At 62.8% G+C, this 21,049-nt stretch carries 14 protein-coding genes; 10 read left to right on the top strand and 4 right to left on the bottom strand.

Annotated elements, in window-relative coordinates:
- Both B3V69_RS06380 and glnE read right to left on the bottom strand, forming a co-directional pair.
- A partial coding sequence (locus B3V69_RS06380; protein WP_296444861.1) for an AMP-binding protein occupies nucleotides 1–500 on the bottom strand: 500 nt, incomplete at its 3' end.
- A 31-nt stretch (nucleotides 501–531) separates the two neighbouring features.
- Nucleotides 532–3,276: a bifunctional [glutamate--ammonia ligase]-adenylyl-L-tyrosine phosphorylase/[glutamate--ammonia-ligase] adenylyltransferase gene (glnE, locus tag B3V69_RS06375; RefSeq protein WP_296444859.1), complete on the bottom strand. Its 2,745-nt coding sequence runs from the start codon at nucleotides 3,274–3,276 to the stop codon at nucleotides 532–534.
- Nucleotides 3,277–3,303: 27 nt separating this feature from the next.
- Here glnE and B3V69_RS06370 point away from each other — a divergent pair, with 27 nt between their 5' ends.
- The 4 genes from B3V69_RS06370 to B3V69_RS06355 are packed head-to-tail and all read left to right on the top strand — an operon-like array spanning nucleotide 3,304 to nucleotide 11,035.
- Nucleotides 3,304–7,515, top strand: a complete 4,212-nt coding sequence (locus B3V69_RS06370; RefSeq protein ID WP_296444857.1) for a YhdP family protein — start codon at nucleotides 3,304–3,306, stop codon at nucleotides 7,513–7,515.
- A complete protein-coding gene (locus B3V69_RS06365; RefSeq protein WP_296444855.1) occupies nucleotides 7,512–8,351 on the top strand; it encodes a carbon-nitrogen hydrolase family protein in 840 nt (279 codons plus the stop codon). Before B3V69_RS06370 ends, B3V69_RS06365 begins: the two co-directional genes overlap by 4 nt.
- Nucleotides 8,348–10,396 carry a two-component system sensor histidine kinase NtrB gene (locus tag B3V69_RS06360; protein ID WP_296444853.1) on the top strand — a complete coding sequence of 683 codons (2,049 nt, stop codon included), beginning with the start codon at nucleotides 8,348–8,350 and terminating at the stop codon, nucleotides 10,394–10,396. Before B3V69_RS06365 ends, B3V69_RS06360 begins: the two co-directional genes overlap by 4 nt.
- Before the next feature lie 9 nt (nucleotides 10,397–10,405).
- Nucleotides 10,406–11,035, top strand: a complete 630-nt coding sequence (locus B3V69_RS06355; RefSeq protein WP_296444851.1) for a response regulator transcription factor — start codon at nucleotides 10,406–10,408, stop codon at nucleotides 11,033–11,035.
- Nucleotides 11,036–11,064: 29 nt separating this feature from the next.
- On the opposite strand, the gene B3V69_RS06350 is transcribed toward B3V69_RS06355, so the two are convergent.
- Complete coding sequence (locus B3V69_RS06350; protein ID WP_296444849.1) at nucleotides 11,065–11,226, bottom strand: hypothetical protein; 162 nt, start codon at nucleotides 11,224–11,226, stop codon at nucleotides 11,065–11,067.
- Between B3V69_RS06350 and B3V69_RS06345 the strand changes: the two genes are divergently transcribed.
- Together B3V69_RS06345 and B3V69_RS06340 are read left to right on the top strand one after the other, a co-directional pair.
- Nucleotides 11,159–12,376 (top strand): murein transglycosylase A, encoded by a 1,218-nt coding sequence (locus B3V69_RS06345; RefSeq protein ID WP_414707474.1) that lies wholly within the window; start codon nucleotides 11,159–11,161, stop codon nucleotides 12,374–12,376. The genes B3V69_RS06350 and B3V69_RS06345 overlap by 68 nt on opposite strands.
- 92 nt (nucleotides 12,377–12,468) lie before the next feature.
- Nucleotides 12,469–13,422, top strand: a complete 954-nt coding sequence (locus B3V69_RS06340) for a chemotaxis protein (protein ID WP_296444845.1) — start codon at nucleotides 12,469–12,471, stop codon at nucleotides 13,420–13,422.
- Here the strand turns inward: B3V69_RS06340 and B3V69_RS06335 are convergent.
- The gene (locus tag B3V69_RS06335) at nucleotides 13,419–13,901 is read right to left on the bottom strand and encodes an Lrp/AsnC family transcriptional regulator (protein WP_296444844.1); all 483 of its coding nucleotides are present in this window, start codon (nucleotides 13,899–13,901) and stop codon (nucleotides 13,419–13,421) included. The two genes, B3V69_RS06340 and B3V69_RS06335, sit on opposite strands and share 4 nt — an antisense overlap.
- 197 nt (nucleotides 13,902–14,098) lie before the next feature.
- On the opposite strand from B3V69_RS06335, the gene B3V69_RS06330 reads away from it, so the two are divergent.
- From B3V69_RS06330 to secF, 4 genes are all read left to right on the top strand, one after another.
- Nucleotides 14,099–17,701, top strand: a complete 3,603-nt coding sequence (locus B3V69_RS06330; RefSeq protein ID WP_296444842.1) for an indolepyruvate ferredoxin oxidoreductase family protein — start codon at nucleotides 14,099–14,101, stop codon at nucleotides 17,699–17,701.
- Between the two features lie 132 nt (nucleotides 17,702–17,833).
- On the top strand, nucleotides 17,834–18,166 hold the full coding sequence (gene yajC, locus B3V69_RS06325) for a preprotein translocase subunit YajC (RefSeq protein ID WP_296444840.1): 333 nt from the start codon (nucleotides 17,834–17,836) through the stop codon (nucleotides 18,164–18,166).
- A 34-nt stretch (nucleotides 18,167–18,200) separates the two neighbouring features.
- Nucleotides 18,201–20,081 (top strand): protein translocase subunit SecD, encoded by a 1,881-nt coding sequence (gene secD / locus B3V69_RS06320; protein ID WP_296444839.1) that lies wholly within the window; start codon nucleotides 18,201–18,203, stop codon nucleotides 20,079–20,081.
- A 12-nt stretch (nucleotides 20,082–20,093) separates the two neighbouring features.
- Complete coding sequence (gene secF, locus B3V69_RS06315; RefSeq protein ID WP_296444837.1) at nucleotides 20,094–21,047, top strand: protein translocase subunit SecF; 954 nt, start codon at nucleotides 20,094–20,096, stop codon at nucleotides 21,045–21,047.
- Nucleotides 21,048–21,049: the final 2 nt, after the last annotated feature.

Here is a 21,049-nt window from a genome sequence, read left to right as displayed (position 1 = left end):
AGGTCGTGCGGGGCGCGCTGCGGGCGGCCGCCCAGCGGGGCCGTGCGCGCGATGATCGCGTCCCAGGTTTCATACGGCGTCGGCGGCGCCAGCGGGAAGGCGATGCGCGGCAGATCGGCCGGAACACCCGGCAACTGCCGTTCCCAGGAATCGAGTTTGCCGACAAACAGCAGGCTGGCCTCGCTGTGCGCCAGCACGTAGCGCACGGTGTCTGCCCCTTCTGTGGGAGAGATGGCGACGGTGGTGCCACCGGCCATCCAGATCGCCAGCTCGGCCAGGAAGAAGTGGGCGCAGTTCTTGGACAGGATGGCAATTCGCGCGCCGGGTCCGAAGCCCATGCCTTGCAAGTGCGCCGCCATGCGGCGCGCCTGATCGAGCGCCTGCCCCCATGAATAGTCGACCACCTGGCCGTTGCCGATCGGTTGGGTCAGGTAAACCCGGTCTGGATGCGCGGCCTCGTGCGCGTAAACATAGTCGAGCAGGAGCTTGGCTTGTGCCATTGGATTTCCTCTTTTTGGCGACCCATGCACCTTAGACGCCGGTGGCACAGGTTACGGATTCGGGCTCCAGTATTTTGGCGTCAAACACGGTCCGCCACAAGACCAGCACCGCATCGCGCTGCGCCTGCAATTCGGGCATGATGACCTGGGTCGGCTCCTCGTTAAGCCGTGCGCGATGCTGCACCCGGCGCAACTCCCGGTAGGCGCTGGCGGCGGCGTGGCCGACCCCGGCGGGCAGTAGCCCCAAGGCTTCGGCGCGGTCGAGCAGGGCGATGTTGCCCGCGTTGTCCATCAACTCGGGGTGCAGCGCCGATTCCGACAGGACCAGGTACTGCATGACGAATTCCACGTCGATCATGCCGCCCGGACTGTGCTTGACGTCAAATTTCTCGCCTTTGACGGGATGGGCGGCACGCACCCGCTCGCGCATGGTGTTGATCTCAAGCTTCAGATCGTCGGCGTTACGGGGTGCGGAGATCACGGCCTTGCGGATGGCATCGAAGCGTTGCCGCAACACGTCGTCGCCCAGGCAAAAACGGGCGCGCGTCATGGCCTGGTGCTCCCAGGTCCAGGCGGTGTTGCTGCCGCGCTGCTGCTGGTAATTGGCGTAGGCGTCAAAGGAGGTGACCAGCAGGCCGGAGTTGCCGTTGGGTCGCAGCGCGGTGTCAATTTCGTACAGGTCGCCCTCGCCGGTTTTGACGGTCAGCCAGTTGATCAGCTTGCGCACCAGATTGGCATAGACCTCGGGGGCGCGGTCGTCCTCGTCGGCGTAGACAAACACAATGTCCAGATCGCTGCCGTAGCCGAGTTCCTTGCCGCCGAGTTTGCCGTAGGCGATGATGGCAAACTGGGGGGTCTCGCGATGCCTGGTTTTCAGGCGGTCCCAGCACCAGCGGGTGGTCACGCGCAACACCGCGTCGGCCAGGGCGCTCAGGTCGTCGGCCACCTCCTCCACGCTCAGCCGGCCTTCCACATCGCGCGCCAGGGTGCGAAACACCTCGGCGTGATGGGCGCGGCGCAGCAGGTTGAGCAGGGTTTCGTCATCGTCTTCCCCCGTACCGGCCAGCGAGGCGCGCCGATGATCGAGCTCGTGCTCGAAGTCTGCCGCAGAAAAGCGCTCATCCAGCATGTCGGCGCTGGCCAACTCGTCAATCACGCCCGGGTGCAGCAGCAGGTAGCGTGCGGGCCAGCGCGCGGCCCCCAGCAAACGCAGCAGCCGCTCATGCACATTGGGTCGCTCCAGCAGCAGGGCGAGGTAGCTTTCTCGCCGCAGCAGGGGTTCAATCCAGTCGGCAAGGCGAACAGCGGCTTCCTCGGTGACCTTGCCCTCAACGATCCACTGGGCGGTGCGCGCAATCAAGCGCATCAGTCTGGCACGTGAATCTTCACGCAAGGCCAATACCCGCGGGTGCTCACGCCAGGTGGCAATCCGGGCGCGAAAGTCCCCAGGCAACTGTTCCAGCAACTCGTCAAAGTCGGGCGCTGCAGCGCCCGACTTGCCGCCGTTACAGCCCTTGCATTCCTTGTCAACGCCGCCGCCCAGCAGCGCATCAAATTCCCGGGCCACCAGTTCGCGGTGCATGTCGAGCTGGTGCAAGAGCTGATACGAGGTGGCATAGCCCAGGGTACTCGCGATCCAGTCCAGGTCATGGTCCTGCGTTGGCAAGACATGGGTCTGCTGATCGTCCAGGTACTGAATGCGGTGCTCCACCCGGCGCAGGAAGAGATAGGCCTCGGCCAGCGCCTCGGCTGTCTTTTGCGGCATGAGGCCGGCCTTGGCAAGTCGGGGCAGCGCCGCGAGGGTGGGCCGCGTTCTGAGTTCGGGAAACTGCCCGCCGCGCACCACCTGCAGCAGTTGCACGATGAATTCAATTTCGCGGATACCGCCGCGCGACAGCTTGACGTCGTTGGCGCGCTCCGGGCGCCCGGCGCTGCGTCTGCCCGCATGTTCGCGAATTTGCCGATGCAGTACACGCAGCGAGTCAAAGACGTTGTAGTCGAGATAGCGCCTGAAGACGAAGGGCAGCACCACGCTGCGCAGCGCCTGGGCCGAGCCTCTGTCCTCTCTGCCCAGGGGTGCCACCACCCGACTCTTGAGCCAGGCAAAGCGCTCCCACTCGCGGCCCTGCACATGAAGGTATTCTTCGAGCGCGCCCAGCGATACCGCGGGGGGGCCGGAATTGCCGTTGGGCCGCAGCGCCAGGTCGACGCGAAAGACAAAGCCATGTTCGGTCGTATCGCCGATCAGGGCAAAAATGGCCCGTACCGCCTTGGCAAAATACTCCTGGTTGGAAATGCGCCCGCGTCCCAGCGCATCGCCCGTGGTGTCGCCGTCCTGGTCGTAGATGTAGATCAGGTCGATGTCGCTCGACACGTTGAGCTCCCGTGCGCCGAGCTTGCCCATGCCGACGATCCAGAGCCGGGCGCGTTGACCCTCTGCGGTGTGGGGGCTGCCGTGGGTCTGGTCCAGCATCTGCTGGGCTTCGCTCAAAGCGATGTTCAACGCGAACTCCGCCAGCTCCGTCATGGCCTGGGTCACCTGCTGCAAGGGGGCCTGTTCATCACAGTCCAGACACAGCAGGCGCTCCACGACCAGCTGTCGCGTGGTTCGCAAAGCGCTGCCGGCGTCAAAGCCCGAAGCCTGCAGCGCCGCGAAGGTCTGCGCCATCGAAGCCGGGTCCGGAACACCGGGGGGCAATAAATGCAGTTGACTCTCAAAGCGGCGTCGAACGCGCTGGCTGAAGCGCGAGTGGGATGACAATGCGGGGCGGGTCATAATTCCTGTCGTATCTCCAAGTTCCCAATGATTGACTCGACGCTCGCCCCTTCACCACTGCTGAAAACGTTAACCACCGTTGCCCGCTGGGCACTCGGCTTGGTGTTGACGGCGTGGTTTGTTTTTGGGCTGGCCTGGGGAGCGTTGCACTGGTTGATTGTGCCGCGAATCGGCGAGTTTCGCCCGCAGCTCGAAGCCCGGGCCACGCAGGTGCTCGGTGTACCGGTGCGCATTGGTGCCATCGCGGCGTATTCGTCCGGCATGATCCCGTCGTTTGAACTCACCGATGTCCAGCTGTTCGACGCCCAGGGTCGCGAAGCCTTGCGACTGCCGCGCGTCCTGGCCGCCCTGTCACCGCGTTCCATCTTGCATCTTGGCTTCGAACAACTTTATGTGGACCGCCCGGAGCTCAACATCCGGCGCGGGATGGATGGAAAAATAGTCGTGGCCGGGCTCGATTTTTCCAACAGCAGCGATTCGGGGCATGGCGCGGCAGACTGGTTTTTTTCGCAAATCGAGTTCGCCATTCATGACGGCACCATCCTGTGGACCGATGAATTGCGCGCCGCGCCCACCCTGGCGCTGCGCCAGGTGGCGCTGGTCGTGCGCAACCAGGCGCGGCGGCACGACATGCGGCTGGATGCCACGCCGCCGGCGCCGTGGGGCGAGCGATTCAGTGTCATGGGCCGCTTGCGGCAGCCCTTGCTGTCGCTGCACAACGGCCGGTGGCAGGAGTGGGAAGGCCAGCTCTACGCCGCATTGACGCGGGTTGATCTGTCCGAACTGCGGCGCTATGCCGACGTCGGCATTGATCTGCACCAAGGCAATGGCGCGGTCACGAGCTGGATCGACGTCAGCCGGGGCCAGCTGGTCGGTGCGGTGGCGGACGTGGCCCTGGCGCAGGTCAGCATCACGCTGGGCACGGGCCTGCAAGCCCTGGACTTGCAGTCCGTGCGCGGGCGCCTGGGCGGACGGCTTCTAGCGTCCGGTTTTGAATTTTCCACCCAGTCGCTTCAGTTTGACACCCGGGACGGCTTGCACTGGCCGGGCGGCAATGTCAGCGTGATGTACCTGGGTGCCGAGGGCAAAATGGCCGCTCGCGGAGAGCTCAAAGCCGACAAGCTGGATCTGGCCGCCTTGTCCCAGATCGCCAACCGGCTGCCGATTGACCCGCAAGCCCGTGCCACGCTGCTGGCGTATGCGCCCAAAGGCTTGGTGGAGCGGCTACAGGCCAGCTGGCAGGGGTCCATGGGGGCCTTCAGCAAATACGAGGCCAAGGGCCAAGTGAGCCAGTTTGAACTGGCTGCGCGGGCGGCCACGCCCGCGCTCAATGCCACCAGGAGCCCCACGAGCACCCCTCCGGTGGCGCTGGGGTCGCCCGGTATCCGGGGTGCCAGCATCGAGTTCGACTTGAATCAGTCCGCCGGACGGGCCAGCATCAGACTGGCCAACGGTGCCGTGGAACTGCCGGGGATGTTTGACGAGCCGGTGATTCCGATCAGCCAGTTGTCCACCGATGCCAAATGGCAAATCAACGGTGAGCGCATTGCCGTGCAGTTACCCAACATGAAGTTCAGCAACGCCGATGCCCAAGGCGAGGCGCAGGTCATATGGGAGACCAGCGACCCAGAAACGTCCAGGGGCCGGGCGCGCTTTCCGGGCGTGCTGGATTTGCAGGCCTCCCTGAGCCGGGCCGACGGGACGCGGGTTCACCGCTATCTGCCAACCATCATTCGCCGTCCGGTGCGGGACTACGTGCACGACGCCGTGGTGGCCGGAACGGCCAGCGGCGTCAAGTTCAAGGTCAAGGGCGACCTGCACAACATGCCGTTTACCGACCCGAAGCAGGGGGAATTCAGGATCTCGGCCAACGTGCAGAATGCAACCTATGCCTACGTGCCGCGCAGCATCCAGCCGCCGGATGCCCTGCCCTGGCCCGCGCTGACACAGCTCAGTGGCGAACTGGTGATTGAGCGGACGCAGCTGCAAGTCAGGGCCGCCCACGCCCGGATCGGCGCCACGGCCGGCCTGCAGATCAACAAGGTGGAGGCCCTGATCCCCGATTTGAGTCATGGCGCCACGGTGACGGTCAACGCCGAAGCGCGGGGCGCACTGGGCGAGGGGCTGGGCATTGTCAATGGCTCGCCGCTGGGGGCGATGATCGGTCGGGCCTTGGGCCGGGCCGTGGCGAGCGCCAACGCCGATTACAAGTTGAAGCTGATCCTGCCCATCGCCACGATTGAAAAATCAACGCTGCAGGGCAGCGTGACGCTCAGCAACAACGATATTCAAATAGCCCCGGACACGCCCAAGCTGACCCGCGCCCGGGGTGTGGTGAACTTTTCCGAAAAGGGTTTCACGATCACCGGTGGTCGGGCGCGAATGCTGGGCGGTGACGTCCGCCTGGAGGGCGGATCAGCGGCACTCTCGGGCACCAGCGCCGCCGTTGGTGCGGCTCGCGCGGCCGCTCCGATCGTGATCCGCGCCAGCGGCACCGCCTCGGCCGAGGGCTTGCGGCAAGCCAAAGAGCTTGGCTTTGTGGCGCGCATCGCGCAGCATGCCAGCGGCAGTGCGGCGTACACGGCCGTGCTGGGGTTTCGCCGGGGCGAGCCCGAGCTGAGTGTGACCAGCAATTTGCAGGGACTGAGCCTGAGCCTGCCCGCGCCATTGAACAAGAGCGCCGAAGCGCTGCTGCCATTTCGGCTGGAGACGGCGTTGGTTCGCGAGTCTTTGCTAGCAACGCCGGGCGGGCCGGTGCGCCTGCAGGATCAGTTCGCGCTGGAGCTCGGGCGCGTTGCTTCGATCCTTTATATCCGCGATCTGTCGGGCCCAGAGCTTCGCGTCATTCGCGGCAGTATTGCGGTGGGCCTGTCGCCGCAAGAGTCGGCACCGCTGCCCGACGAGGGGGTGGTGGCCAACATCAACTTGAGCGCGGTTGATCTGGACGCCTGGAGCGCCGTGTTGTCGCAGGCGGCGGGCACGTCGTTGGCCGCTGCCGTTCCTGCCACGGCGACGGTCGCGCGAGTGCCGGGTGCCGCGGCGACCAGCGCGGCCTTGACTTACCTGCCCACCAGCATGGCGGTGCGGGCGCGGGAGTTGACGGTGGGGGGGCGCAAGCTGCATAACGTGGTGGCGGGGGGCTCGCGCGACGGGCTGCTGTGGCGGGCCAATCTGGATGCCAGTGAATTGAATGGCTACCTGGAATACCGCCAGCCGTCGGACGCCGGAGCGGGCCGCGTGCATGCCCGGCTCGCCCGGTTGACTATTGCGCCCGGGGCCGTCAGCGACGTCGAGGCCCTGCTGGATGAGCAGCCTGCGAGCATTCCCGCCCTGGACATCGTGGTGGAAGATTTTGAGTTGCGCGGCAAACGGCTCGGACGCGTGGAGGTGGAGGCCATCAACCGGGGCCCCGGTGCGGTCGCGCGGGACGGTGGTGTCCGCGAGTGGCGGCTCAACAAGTTCAACATGATCATGCCCGAAGCGGTGCTGACGGCGACCGGCAATTGGGCCAGTATCAACGCGCAGAATGGGGTCGGCGCCGCCGCGCCGTCGCCATCACGCAGCGCGCCCGAGCGTCGACGCACCGTGCTGAATTTCAAACTGGATATTGCCGATGGGGGCGAATTGCTGTCGCGTCTTGGCATGAAGGGCGTGATTCGAAAAGGGCGCGGCAAGATGGAAGGACAAGTGGCCTGGCTGGGATCCCCGATTACGCTGGACTACCCGAGCATGAGCGGCGCTTTCACCGTCAATGTGGAGGCCGGCCAGTTTTTGAAGGCCGAGCCGGGCATTGCCAAGTTGCTCGGCGTCTTGAGTCTGCAGTCCTTGCCGCGCCGCTTGACGCTGGATTTCAGGGACGTCTTCTCCGAAGGTTTTTCTTTTGACTTTATTCGCGGCGACGTCACGATCGAGCAGGGCATCGCTAAAACCAACAATCTGCAGATGAAGGGCGTCAATGCGGCAGTGTTGATGGAGGGGCGGGCCGACATTGCGAAAGAAACACAGGACCTCAAGGTGGTGGTGGTGCCCGAAATCAATGCCGGAACCGCGTCGCTGATCGCCTCGGTCATCAATCCGGCGATCGGGCTGGGGACCTTCCTGGCCCAGATGTTTTTGCGCAAGCCCTTGAGCGAGGCGGCAACCCAGGAACTGCACATTGACGGCAGCTGGGTCGATCCAAAAATTACCCGGGTGCCGCGCAAAACCGCCACCGGCAGCACGAATGAGGTGACGCGTTGAAAGTATCGGCGATTCAAATGGTGTCAACGACCGAGCTGCAGGGCAACCTGGACTGCGCCCATGCGCTGTTGCGTACGGCGGCCCTGGAGGGCGCCGAGCTGGCGGTGTTGCCCGAGTATTTTTGTCTGCTGGGTCACCGGGACACTGACAAACTGGCGATTCAGGAGCCGTTTGGCGCGGGGCCGATCCAGCGCTTCCTCGGCGACACGGCGCGCGAACTGGGCCTGTGGATTGTTGCGGGAACGATGCCTGTTTCAGCAGCGCACGACGACCTCACCCCCGCTGACCCCGCTGACCGCGTCTACAACAGTACGCTGGTTTACTCCCCCGCAGGCCAGTGCGTGGCACGGTACGACAAGATCCATTTGTTCCGCTTTGACAACGGGCAGGAGTGCTATGACGAGTCGCGTGTCTTGATGCCGGGGCATGCACCGCAGGTGTTCGAGTTGACGTCGCGCGATGGCCATTGCTGGCGTGTCGGCTTGAGTGTTTGTTATGACTTGCGTTTCCCGGAACTCTACCGCGCTTACGCCCGTGCCGGGGTTGACTTGCTGCTGGTGCCGAGCGCCTTCACCCACACCACCGGGCAGGATCACTGGGAGGTGCTGCTGCGCGCGCGCGCGATTGAGAACCTCGCATTTGTGGTGGCCGCAGCGCAGGGCGGACGACATGCCAATACGCGGCGCACCTGGGGCCACTCCATGCTGATTGACCCCTGGGGCAGTGTTCTGGCTGAACGGGCCGCGGGCGCTGGGGTTGTCAGTGCCGACTTGGATTTCGCCAGGATGGAATCCTGCCGCGCGCAGTTGCCGGCGCTTTTGCATCGGGTCATGTGAGCGCAGAAGCGGGGCTTGCGCTGGCACGCCCACCCTCCACCCTGCGTCGCCGAACACTCTGGAGTGTGCTGCTGCTGCTGGTCGTGGCCATGCTGGCGATGCTGGTCTGGCTGGCCGGGGTGTATGAGGCCGCGCAAGTTCAGGGCCGACTGGAGCGTGACGCGGAGCAAGCGGCGGGGGAGGTCCAGGCGGCACTGATGCGCAACGTGCAAAGCCTGCAGGCCCTGCAGTACCGTGACCCCACGCCCAATTCCTGGGTGATTGATGCCGCCACCTTGTTGCGTGAGCACCGCGAACTGGTGCGCGTGGAATGGCGCGACAGCACCCTGCATCTGCAGTCCCATGTGGATACGCCTTATCGCATACCCGTGTTTGACCACATGGGGCGAAACAATGCGCAGTCCGAGGTGGTGCTGACCTGTGCCACCGCACGCCGCCTCAGTGGTCCGGCTTACAGCAGCAGCTATTTCGTGCCCTCCGCCGATGGCCTGGGTGTGCAAGTCATGGAGTTGTGCCTGCCGCTGCAGCGTGACGGCAAAGCCGTGGGCTATCTGATCGCCAGCTACGCTTTGCAGGAAGTGCTGGACGCACTGCCCGTGCACCAGACGACGCGCAATTACGAAATCGCGTTCACCGAGGGCGACGGCACCCGTCTGGCCTTGCGCCGTTCCACGCGCAGTGGCAACCGGGTCTTTACCGCCCAGCAGTTGGTGGATTTGCCCGGCACCTCCCTGGTCTTGCGCATGGACAGCTGGCGTGGCGCGCCCGATCTGTTTCCCAATGTACTCACCGCGCTGGTCACCGCGATGTCGCTTGCCCTGGTCTCGGTGCTGGTCCTGTTGGCCAAGGATATGCGGCGACGCCTCAAGGCCGAACACGATCTGGCGGATGCGCTCGCGTTCCGAAAGGCGATGGAGGATTCCCTGGTGACCGGCATGCGCGCGCGCGATCTGCAAGGCCATATCACTTACGTCAACCCGGCGTTTTGCCAGATGGTGGGGTTTTCGGAAGAAGAGCTGCTGGGGCACGGCCTGTCGGCGCCTTACTGGCCGCCGGAGTGTATTGACGAATACCAGCAGCGCCAGGCCATCCGCCTGGCCGGCAACGTGCCGCCGCGCGAAGGCTTTGAGTCGGTGTTCATGCGCAAGGACGGTTCCCGCTTTCCGGTGCTCATCATCGAAGCCCCTTTGATCGACGCCGAGGGCGTGCAAAGTGGCTGGATGAGTGCTTTTCTGGACATCAGCGAACAACGGCGCGTGGAAGAGTTATCGCGCACCAGCCAGGAACGGTTGCAGGCCACGGCGCGGCTGGCGATGGTCGGCGAGATGGCGTCCTTGCTGAGCCATGAGCTGAACCAGCCGCTGGCGGCTATTTCGGGCTACGCCGCCGGTTCGATCAATCTGCTGGCCGAGGGGCCCGATGGGGCATATGGGTCCCATGGGCCTGCAGCGGCCAAAGAATTCGGCGCCGATCTGACGCTGGCCTTGCAGCGCATCGCGGAGCAGGCGGAGCGTGCTGGCAAAGTGATCAAGAGCGTGCACGACTTGGTGCGCCGCCGCGACCAGGTGCGTGAAGCGGTCGCGCCGCGGGTCTTGCTGGATGCCATCCTGCCCCTGATACACCTGCAGGCGCGCAAGCTGCTCGTGCGGGTGCTGACCGAGGTCGAGACCGATGGGCTGTCTGTGCTGTGCGACCGAACCATGGTCGAGCAGGTCTTGCTCAACCTGGCGCGCAACGCCATGCAGGCGATGGACCAGCCGCATATTTTGGAGCGGGTATTGCGGCTGCGCGTGCGCCGGGTGAAAGGCGGCGGTCGCAAGCAGTGGATTGAGTTCTCCGTGGCGGACATCGGGGCTGGCATTGCCCCGGATGTGCAGGCTCAGCTGTTCAACCCTTTCTTCACCACCAAGGCCGAGGGCATGGGTCTGGGTTTGAGTCTTTGCCGCACGGTGGTGGAGCAGCACGGTGGCGCACTGGTGTTCGAACCCAATGCGCCGCGCGGTACGGTTTTTATTTTTACCTTGCCCGCTAGCGCCGTGGCATAACATCGCCTCATGCAATCTGCGATTGATGCCTTGGTTTATGTGGTGGACGATGACGCCAGCGTGCGCGATGCTTTGGCGTGGCTGTTGCGTTCGCGGCGCTTGACCAGCGAAGTATTTGACAGCGCCGAAGCGTTCCAGCGCCATCTGGAGCGCGGCGCGGCACTCGATCAGCCGCGTTGCCTGCTGCTGGACGTGCGCATGCCGGGCCTGAGTGGCCTGGCGCTGTTTGACTGGCTGATCGAGCGCCGGCTGCAGCTGGCCATGCCCGTGATATTTTTGACCGGCCATGCCGATGTCGCCACGGCCGTGGATGCCGTCAAGCGTGGCGCCTTTGATTTTTGTGAAAAACCCTGTTACGACAATGCCCTGGTGGACCGGGTGCAGCAGGCGCTGGCGCAATCGCAGGCGTTTTTGCAGACGGACCGAAGAAAAGGGCTTTTGCGGGAACGACAAGAGGAGCTGACCGAGCGTGAACGTGACGTCATGCGCCTGGTGGTCGACGGCCTGCCGAATAAATTGATTGCCGACCGGCTGGACATCAGTGTCAGAACGGTCGAGGTGCACCGGGCGCGCGTGTTTGACAAAATGGACGTTAAATCAGCGGTTGAATTGGCCAACCTGCTTCGCCTGGCCCCTTAATGCAACAGCCCCCGGACGACCCGCTTGCGTCAATTCTTTTCAGCCGGGGATGAGGCCGCCGTCGTGTCCTGGGTGGTGGGGGTCGGGCCTGGCGGCAATTCGCCATGCGTGCGCCCTGCAAACATGGTCCACCAGACAATCAACAACAACAACAACATGGCTCCCAGTGCTTCGAGGAAAAGCAAATTCATGAACCGACTCCTGTGTACCGTAGTAAATGCCCTGATTGTAGGGATGCTGGCCGCTTGTGGCAGCGCACCGCTGCAGCCGCCCGTCAGCAGCCCGCCGTCCGTGCCCGTGGCGCTGCCCCAGGGCGGCTGGCCGGACGACAGCGCGGCCTTGCCCGGCCCGATTGTGCGCAGCAAAAGCCGCTGGACGGCGGTGCGTTGGGCGGAATTGCCAGGCCTGGGTGAAGACCCCTTGCACGAGGCCTGGAATGCCTGGCTGAAAAGTTGCGAGCGGCCGGGCCCCGCGTTTGCGCCGCTGTGCAGCGAGGTGCGGCGCTTGAGCATCGGTGGCGAAGAAGCGCAGCGTGCCTGGCTGATGGCGCGGCTGCAGCCTTACCAGGTGGAGCCCTTGACGGGCGCGGCTGAAGGTTTGCTCACCGGCTATTTTGAGCCGGTGCTGCAGGCCTCGCGCACGCCCAGCGCTGACTTTTCCGTCCCCCTGTACCAGCCACCCATTGGACTGGCGCAACGCAAGCCCTGGTACACACGGCAGGAGATCGACACCCAGGCGTCGGCGCAGGCAGCGCTCAAAGGCCGGGAAATCGCATTTCTGGCGGACCCCGTCGACGCGCTGATTTTGCAGATTCAGGGCTCGGGGCGGGTGCGGATTCTTCAGCCTGACGGCACGCAGCGCCTGGTCCGGCTGGCGTATGCCGGCTCCAATGAGCAGCCGTATAAAAGCGTCGGCCGCTGGCTGCTGGACCAGGGTGCGGTGCGCGATGCCTCGTGGCCCGCCATCAAGGCCTGGGTGGCGCAGAATCCGGGCCGCCTCAATGAGTTGTTGTGGAGCAATCCGCGCACGGTGTTTTTCCGGGAAGAGGCTTTGTCGGAGCTGGACGCCGCCTGGGGGCCCAAAGGCGCGCAGGGCGTGTCGCTGACGCCGGGGCGTTCGATTGCGGTCGACCCCGGCAGCATTCCCTATGGCACACCGGTCTGGCTGGTCTCCAGCGGCCCGACCGCCCGCCTGCAAAAACTGGTGCTGGCGCAGGACACCGGCAGCGCCATCGTCGGCGCCGTGCGGGCCGATTATTTTGCCGGCTGGGGTGCGGCCGCCGCTGACCTGGCGGGTCGTCTCAAGCAGCCGCTGCGCCTGTGGGTGCTGTGGCCCAAATAAGTCCGATCGCGTTACCATCGACGTCGCGGGCATTGCACTGCCACGCCTTCCGGCCCCAAGCTTGACTCACTATTTTTTCAACGAATGAACCCATGAATACAGCAATGCGCGATATCGACGAGCGGACCAACCTGGCCGGCAACAGCATGTTCGAGCTGCTGCTGTTTCGTCTGGGCGAAGCGCCCGGTACGGATCGGCGGGAGTTGTTTGGCATCAATGTTTTCAAGGTGCGCGAGATTTTGGTGATGCCCGAGGTCACCGTCATGGTCAACGCCCCGCCCAGCGTCATGGGGGTGGCCAATGTCCGGGGGCAAATGATTCCGGTGATCAACCTGCCGTTCATCGTGGGCTGCAATCCCACCAAGGGCCTGGGTATTTTGCTGGTCACCGAGTTTGCCCGCACGACCCAGGCCTTTGCGGTGGAAGAAGTCAACGAGATCGTGCGTCTGGAATGGAAGCAGGTGCTCTCGGCCGAGGGCACCGGCGGTGGCCTGGTCACCAGCATTGCCCGTCTCGATGGCAACGCCGAAAACACCCGACTGGCGCAGGTGCTGGACGTCGAGCAAATTCTGCGCGACGTGTTTCCGAAGGAGCATCAGGCGCTCCAGGACGATGCCGTGATGCCGCAATTGCAGTTGCCGCCCGGCACCGTCATCCTCGCGGCGGACGATTCGGCGGTGGCCCGGATGATGATCGAGCAGGGCCTCAAGGCCATGGGCGTGCCCTACATCATGACCAAAACCGGCAAGGAAGCCTGGGAGCGCCTGCAGGCGCTCTCGGTCCAGGCCGTGGCCGAAGGGAAGACGGTTAAGGACAAAGTGGCCCTGGTGTTGACCGACCTGGAAATGCCCGAGATGGATGGTTTTACCCTGACGCGCCACATCAAGCAGGACGCACGTTTCAATTCGATTCCGGTCGTCATCCATTCGTCACTGACCGGCACCACCAACGAAGGACACGTGAAAAGTGTCGGCGCCGACGCCTATATCGCCAAGTTTGTCGCTGAGGAGCTGGCCACCACGATTCGTCAGGTGCTGGCGCGTTAGCGCGCGTGATTGAGATGGCCCAAGGGCAGGGCGCTGCTGGCCTTGACCTCGCCCAGTGAGAAGCTGGTGTGCAAGTCTTTCACGTTGGGCAGGTTGATCAGCACATCGCGGGCGAACTGGCTGAAGCTGTTGAGGTCGCGGCTGACCACCTGCAGCTCGAAGGTGCCGGTGCCGCTGATGTAGTGACAACTGACCACTTCGGGAATGGCGCGGATCGCCTCTTCAAGGGTCCGCAGCACGTCACCGGCGTTGCGATCGGCATCCAGTCGGACGAAGGCCAATACGCCGAGGCCGATTTTTTGGCGATCGATCTCGGCCCGGTAACCCTTGATGAAGCCGGACTCCTCCAAGGCTCTGACGCGCCTCCAGCACGGCGCCGCGCTCAGACCCACACGAACGCAGAGTTCGGCGTTGCTGAGGCGCCCGTCAGTCTGCAGCTCGGCCAGAATGGCGATGTCAAATTTGTCGAGGGTTTCCATTTATTGGGTTATTTAAGCAAGATTCTTTCGAATACTAGCGTAAGCGAGGTAAAGAAAGCAAAGACATATCGGAGCGGCCCGCATACACTTTACTTCCGGTTAGGGGCTGCGCGCCCATTCGCCGGGCAATTCTTGATTCGGTCGCCCGCAAGGCGTCAACCTGAGCACCCCGCCAGCATCCTGGAGACTTACAAATAATGAATGCACCGTTGCCTGAACACATCCGCAAAGCACTGGAAACGGTGACGCTGGATGACAAATATTCGCTCGACTACGGTCGCGCGTTCATGAGCGGCGTGCAGGCGCTGGTCAAGCTGCCCATGCTGCAGCGCCTGCGCGACCAGCAGCTGGGCAAAAACACGGCCGGTTTCATCAGCGGCTACCGCGGCTCGCCGCTGGGCGGCTATGACCAGGCGCTGGTCAAGGCCGAGAAATACCTCAAGGCGCAAAACATCATTTTTCAGCCGGGCGTCAACGAAGAGCTGGCTGCCACCGCCTTGTGGGGCACCCAGCAACTGGGCTTTGCACCGCCCGGCAGCAACAAGTTTGATGGCGTGTTCGGCATCTGGTACGGCAAGGGCCCGGGCGTGGACCGCTGCAGCGACGTGTTCAAGCACGCCAACATGGCCGGCACCACGCCCTGGGGCGGCGTGATCGCGGTGGCGGGAGACGACCACATTTCCAAAAGCTCGACGTCGGCGCACCAAAGCGACCATATTTTCAAGGCTTGCGGCACGCCGGTGTTTTTCCCGTCCACCGTGCAGGAGATTCTCGATCTGGGCATTCATGCCTTTGCCCTGAGTCGTTTCTCGGGCGTCTGGGCCGGCATGAAGACGATTCAGGAAATCGTGGAGTCCAGCGCCACCGCCATGATTGATCCGGATCGGGTACAGATCAGAATACCGACCGACTTTGAAATGCCGCCCGGCGGCCTGCATATTCGTTGGCCCGATCAGGCGCTGGAGCAGGAAGCGCGGCTATTCCATTACAAGTGGTACGCCGCGTTGGCCTATATCCGTGCCAACCGCCTGAACTACAACGTCATTGAAGGCAAGAACGACCGCCTCGGGCTGATCGCCAGTGGCAAGGCGTTCAGTGACACGCGTCAGGCGCTGATTGACCTGGGGCTGGACGATGCGACCTGCCGGCAGGTGGGCATTCGCCTGCACAAGGTCGGCGTGGTGTGGCCGCTCGAAGCGCAGCTCACCCGCGAATTCGCCACCGGCCTGCAGGAAATCCTGGTGATCGAGGAAAAGCGCCAGGTCATCGAATACCAGCTGAAGGAAGAGCTTTATAACTGGCGCGCCGACGTGCGGCCCAACGTGCTGGGCAAGTTCAACGAGGGTGAAGGTGAATTCAGTGGCGGCGAATGGTCGAATTCCAATCCGACGGCCAACACGCTCCTTAGGGCCAACGCCGACCTGTCGCCCGCCATCATCGCCCGCGCCATTGCGCAGCGCTTGAAAAAAATCGGCGTGGATGCGCATATTGGCGCCCGCATTGACGCCCAGCTGGCGATTCTCGACGCCAAAGAGCGTGCCATGCAGGTGGTCGAGGTCAAGGCCGAGCGGCAGCCCTGGTTCTGTTCCGGTTGCCCGCACAATACTTCTACCCGCGTGCCCGAAGGTTCGCGTGCCATGGCCGGCATTGGCTGCCACTTCATGAGCGTCTGGATGGATCGCGCCACGGTGGGCTTTACCCAGATGGGCGGCGAGGGCGTGCCCTGGGTCGGTCAGCAGCCCTTCAGCCACGACCAGCATATGTTTGCCAATCTGGGTGACGGCACCTACTTCCACAGCGGTCTGCTGGCCGTGCGCCAGAGCATTGCGGCCGGTGTCAACATCACCTACAAGATTCTTTACAACGACGCGGTGGCCATGACCGGGGGCCAGCAGATTGGTGAACGGCCTGAAGGGCACTCGGTGGCGCAGATTGCGCAGAGCATGCGGGCCGAAGGCGCTATCAAAATAGTCGTGGTGACGGATGAACCCGAAAAGTACGATGGCATCAAACTGGTGGAGGGCGTTGAGGTGCATCACCGCGACGAACTGGACCGCATCCAGCGCGAGTTCCGCGTCATCTTGGGCACCACGGTCATTATTTATGACCAGACTTGTGCGACTGAGAAGCGCCGCCGCCGCAAGCGCGGCACCCTGGTGGATCCGGCCAAACGCGTGGTCATCAACGAACTGGTGTGCGAAGGCTGTGGCGACTGCAGTGTGCAGTCCAACTGCCTGAGCGTGGAGCCGCTCGAGACCGAGTTCGGTCGCAAGCGCCAGATCAACCAGAGCACCTGCAACAAGGACTATTCCTGCACCAAGGGTTTTTGCCCGAGTTTCGTCACGGTCGAGGGCGGACAGCTCAAGAAGAAGGCCAAGGGCAAGGGGCCATCACCATTTGAGCTGGGCGTGCTGCCGGAGCCCGTCATTCCTTCAATTCAGGGTTCGGACAGCAAGGTTTGGGGGATTGTGGTGGCGGGTGTGGGTGGCACCGGCGTCATCACCATCGGCCAGTTGCTGGGCGTGGCCGCGCATCTGGAGGGCCGGGGCATCGTGACGCAGGATGCCGGCGGCCTGGCCCAGAAGGGCGGTGCCACCTGGAGCCATGTGCTGATTGGCGCGAATCAGGGCGATATTCGCACCACCCGCGTCAGCATGGCGGCGGCCGATCTCATCATCGGTTGCGACCCGATCGTGGCGGCGAGCAAGGAAACCGTGCTGCGCATGCGTCAGGGGCGCACCCATGTGGCGCTCAACTCACATGCCGCGCCGACGGCGGCCTTTGTCACCAATAGCAACTGGGTCAACCCTGCAGACGCCTGCGTCAGTGAGGTGGTCAAGGCGGTGGGGCTGGCTGCGGTGGGTACTTTCAACGCGGATGCCGCAGCCACGCAACTGATGGGAGACAGCATTTACACCAATCCGATGATGCTGGGCTACGCCTGGCAAAAAGGCTGGATTCCGCTGGACAAAGCGTCGCTGTTGCGGGCTATCGAGCTCAACGCGGTGGCCGTGGCGCAAAACAAGACCGCGTTTGAATGGGGTCGCCGGGCGGCGCACGACCGCGAAGCGGTTGAAAAACTGGTCAATCCGGGGCAGGTGGTGGCGTTCGCCAAACGCAGCTCGCTCGATGAGCTGATCGCCAAGCGGGTGGCGTTTCTCATCGCTTACCAGAATGCTGCCTACGCCGAAAGTTACAAAGCCTTTGTGCAGAAGGTGAGAGGCGTGGACGAGTCCGCTGGCGAGAAGAGCCTGGCGCTGACCGAGGCCGTGGCCCGCTATCTGTTCAAGCTGATGGCTTACAAGGATGAGTACGAGGTCGCCCGCCTGCACACCGACAGCGCATTCCACGCCAAGATCAACACCTTGTTTGAAGGTGACTTCAAGCTCCACTACCACCTGGCGCCGCCCCTGTGGGCCAAGAAGAACGAGCGCGGCGAGTTGCAGAAGCAAAAATTTGGTCCCGCCATGTTGACGGCCTTCAAAGTGCTGGCCCGGCTCAAGGGCCTGCGTGGTACGGCGCTGGATATTTTCGGCCGGTCCGAGGAGCGCCGGCAGGAGCGTGCGCTGATCATCGAGTACCGCGCCAGCGTGGAAGAGATACTGCGTGCGCTGGAGGGCGAGCGCCCTGCAGCACGCGACCAGGATCGCTACCTACTGGCCTTGGGCATTGCCCGTATCCCCGAGCAAATCAAGGGTTTTGGGCATGTGAAAACGCGCAACCTCAAGGCCGCACGTCAGAATTGGGAGGCCCAACTGGCCCAGTTTCGCAGTCCGCAGGCGGTGCAAAAATCGGCTTGAGCCTTGGGGGTTGACGTGTTGGGCCGGGGTCGTGTGCGCGCATACAATGAAGAGTTGCCTGTTTTCTGCACAGCCATGTGCAGAAAACAGCACTGCGCCCGGTTTTTCTGATCAATCTTTCTGGAGTTTCCCGTGTTTATTTCTTCTGCCTTTGCTCAAACCGCCCCCGCTGCTGCCGCTGGCGGCGATATGCAGTCATCGATCATGAGCATGTTGCCTCTGGTGCTGATGTTTGTGGTGCTTTATTTTGTGATGATCCGTCCCCAGATGAAAAAAACCAAGGAACATCGCGCCATGATTGATGCGCTGGCCAAGGGCGACGAAGTGGCCACAGCCGGCGGCATGCTGGGCAAGGTGACCAAACTGGGTGACAGCTATGTGACGCTGGAAGTGGCCACCGGTGTGGAACTCCAAGTCCAGCGCAGTGCCGTGGTGCAGGTCTTGCCCAAAGGCAGCATCAAGTAACTCAAAAATTAACAGATAAAAATTAAGCGCGATTATGAATCGTTACCCGATATGGAAGTACGCGATCATCGTGATCGCGCTGGTGGTGGGGGTCTTGTACACCCTGCCCAATTTTTTCGGCGAAGCACCCGCTGTGCAGGTGTCTTCGGTCAAAGTGGCCGTCAAGGTGGACAGTGGCACGAAGACGCGTGTCGAAGAAGCCCTTAAGGCGGTGGGCATCGCCGCTGATTTGGTGACGCTGGATGGCACGTCAATCAAGGCGCGGTTTGGAGACAACGAGACGCAGCTCAAAGCCAAGGATGCAATTCAAAAGGCACTGATTCCTGATCCCGCTAATCCGGCTTATGTGGTGGCGCTCAATTTGCTGCCCCGTTCACCGGTCTGGCTCGCCGCGGTGCGCGCTTTTCCCATGTTTTTGGGTCTGGACTTGCGCGGCGGCGTGCACTTCATGCTGCAAGTAGACATGCAGGCCGCGCTGACCAAGAAGGCCGAGTCATTGACCGGTGACATACGCACCAGCCTGCGCGAGAAAAATGTGCGGCATAGCGGCATCAACCGCAACGCCCAAACGATCGAGATAGGCTTTCGCGATGTCGCCACGTTGGACGCCGCCAAAGCGGTCATTCAGGATCAATTCACCGACCTGCAAACCGTGGATGCACAGGACGGCACCGATTACAAGCTGACCGCCTCCATCAAGCCCGAGGCCGCACGTCGCGTGCAGAACCAGGCCCTCAAGCAAAACATTACCACCTTGCATAACCGCATTAACGAGCTGGGTGTGAACGAACCGGTCATTCAACAGCAGGGGCTGGACCGCATTGTGGTGGAACTGCCGGGGGTGCAGGACACGGCCAAGGCCAAGGACATTCTCGGTCGCACCGCCACCCTGGAAGTGCGCATGGTGGATGAAAGCGGCGAAGCCCGCGCGGCAGAGAGTGGCACCGCCGCCGTGCCCTTTGGTGCCGAGCGCTTCCTGGAGCGCAGTGGCCAGCCCGTCATCGTGAAAAAGCAGGTCATTCTGACCGGCGAAAACCTGACCGATGCTCAGCCCGGTTTTGACAGCCAGACCCAGGAAGCCGTGGTCAACCTGACACTGGACGCCAAGGGTGCCCGTATTTTCAGGGACGTGACGCGCGAAAGCATTGGCAAGCGCATGGCCATCGTGTTGTTTGAAAAGGGCAAGGGCGAAGTGGTGACGGCTCCCGTGATTCGCTCCGAGATCAGCGGCGGGCGGGTGCAAATCTCAGGCCGAATGACCTCGGTCGAAGCCAATGACACGGCCTTGCTGCTGCGTGCCGGCTCGCTGGCCGCACCCATGGAAATCATCGAGGAAACAACCATTGGCCCAAGCCTGGGTGCCGAAAACATTGCCAAGGGCTTTCACAGTGTCGCCTGGGGCTTCTGCGCGGTGGCGATTTTCATGTGCCTGTATTACGTGCTGTTTGGCATATTCTCCAGCGTCTCGCTGGCGGTCAATTTGCTGCTGCTGGTGGCGGTGTTGTCCATGCTGCAGGCGACCTTGACCCTGCCGGGCATGGCGGCCATGGCACTGGTGCTGGGCATGGCGATTGACGCCAACGTGCTGATCAACGAGCGGGTGCGTGAAGAGTTGCGCAATGGCGCGTCGGCGCAGGCCGCCATCCACGCCGGCTATGACCGGGCGTGGGCCACCATTCTGGATTCCAACGTCACCACCCTGATTGCGGGGCTGGCCTTGCTGGCTTTTGGTTCCGGACCGGTGCGCGGCTTTGCGGTGGTGCATTGCCTGGGCATTTTGACCAGCATGTTCTCCGGCGTCTTCTTCTCAAGAGGCTTGGTCAACTTGTGGTACGGTCGTCAAAACAAGCTCAAAAGCGTGTCAATTGGTACGGTTTGGCGCCCTGAGTCCGGCACTCAGGTCAAGTCGAACTAAGGGAAGGGAATCATGGAATTTTTCAAAATTCGACGCGACATTCCGTTTATGCGGCATGCGATCGTCTTCAATCTGGTGTCGCTCGTCACTTTTCTGGCGGCGGTGTTCTTCCTGTTCAGCCGCGGCTTGCATCTGTCGGTGGAGTTCACCGGCGGCACCTTGATGGAGGTCAGCTACTCGCAGCCCGCTGACCTGAACGGCGTGCGCGGCACGATAGCGACGCTCGGTCTGAATGATGTGCAGGTGCAGAATTTTGGCACCGCGCGCGACGTGCTGATTCGCATGCCGGTGCAAAAAGGGGTGAGTTCGGCCCAGCAAAGCGAGCGCGTGATGGCCGCTCTCAAGACCGCTGATGCGTCCGCCACCATGCGCCGCACCGAGTTCGTCGGGCCGCAGGTGGGGGACGAGTTGGCCACCGATGGCCTCAAGGCACTGGCCTCCGTGGTGGTTGGCATCATGATTTACTTGGCGATCCGGTTTGAATGGAAATTCGCCGTGGCGGCCATCATTGCCAATTTGCACGACGTCGTCATCATCCTGGGGTTTTTCGCCTTTTTCCAGTGGGAGTTTTCGCTCCCCGTGCTGGCCGCCGTGCTGGCGGTATTGGGCTACTCGGTCAATGAGTCGGTCGTTATTTTTGACCGTATTCGCGAGAATTTCCGGCGTTACCGCAAGATGAATACCATGCAAATCATCGACAGCGCCATTACGTCGACCATCAGCCGCACCATCATCACGCACGGTTCGACCCAGCTGATGGTGCTGTCCATGCTGCTGTTCGGCGGCGCCACGCTGCACTACTTTGCGCTCGCTCTCACGATTGGCATTCTGTTTGGCATCTATTCCTCGGTTTTTGTGGCGGCCGCCATTGCCATGTGGCTTGGCATTCAGCGCGAAGATCTGATCAAGGGCGGGCCTAAAAAGGAGGAAGACCCGAATGACCCCAACGCCGGGGCCACAGTCTGACT

The organism is Rhodoferax sp. UBA5149 (assembly GCF_002413825.1).
Taxonomy (GTDB): Bacteria; Pseudomonadota; Gammaproteobacteria; order Burkholderiales; family Burkholderiaceae_C; genus Rhodoferax.
Note: the sequence above shows the minus strand (reverse complement) of the source record. Positions and strands in the feature narration are given on the sequence as shown.

Excerpts from the sequence above, each read along its gene's own strand:
- B3V69_RS06355 (WP_296444851.1), top strand. The coding sequence starts at position 10,406 with ATGCAATCTGCGATTGATGCCTTGGTTTATGTGGTGGACGATGACGCC.
- B3V69_RS06370 (WP_296444857.1), top strand. The coding sequence starts at position 3,304 with ATGATTGACTCGACGCTCGCCCCTTCACCACTGCTGAAAACGTTAACC.
- glnE (WP_296444859.1), bottom strand. The coding sequence starts at position 3,276 with ATGACCCGCCCCGCATTGTCATCCCACTCGCGCTTCAGCCAGCGCGTT.
- B3V69_RS06350 (WP_296444849.1), bottom strand. The coding sequence starts at position 11,226 with ATGAATTTGCTTTTCCTCGAAGCACTGGGAGCCATGTTGTTGTTGTTG.
- secF (WP_296444837.1), top strand. The coding sequence starts at position 20,094 with ATGGAATTTTTCAAAATTCGACGCGACATTCCGTTTATGCGGCATGCG.
- B3V69_RS06345 (WP_414707474.1), top strand. The coding sequence starts at position 11,159 with ATGGTCCACCAGACAATCAACAACAACAACAACATGGCTCCCAGTGCT.
- B3V69_RS06335 (WP_296444844.1), bottom strand. The coding sequence starts at position 13,901 with ATGGAAACCCTCGACAAATTTGACATCGCCATTCTGGCCGAGCTGCAG.
- B3V69_RS06340 (WP_296444845.1), top strand. The coding sequence starts at position 12,469 with ATGAATACAGCAATGCGCGATATCGACGAGCGGACCAACCTGGCCGGC.
- secD (WP_296444839.1), top strand. The coding sequence starts at position 18,201 with ATGAATCGTTACCCGATATGGAAGTACGCGATCATCGTGATCGCGCTG.
- B3V69_RS06330 (WP_296444842.1), top strand. The coding sequence starts at position 14,099 with ATGAATGCACCGTTGCCTGAACACATCCGCAAAGCACTGGAAACGGTG.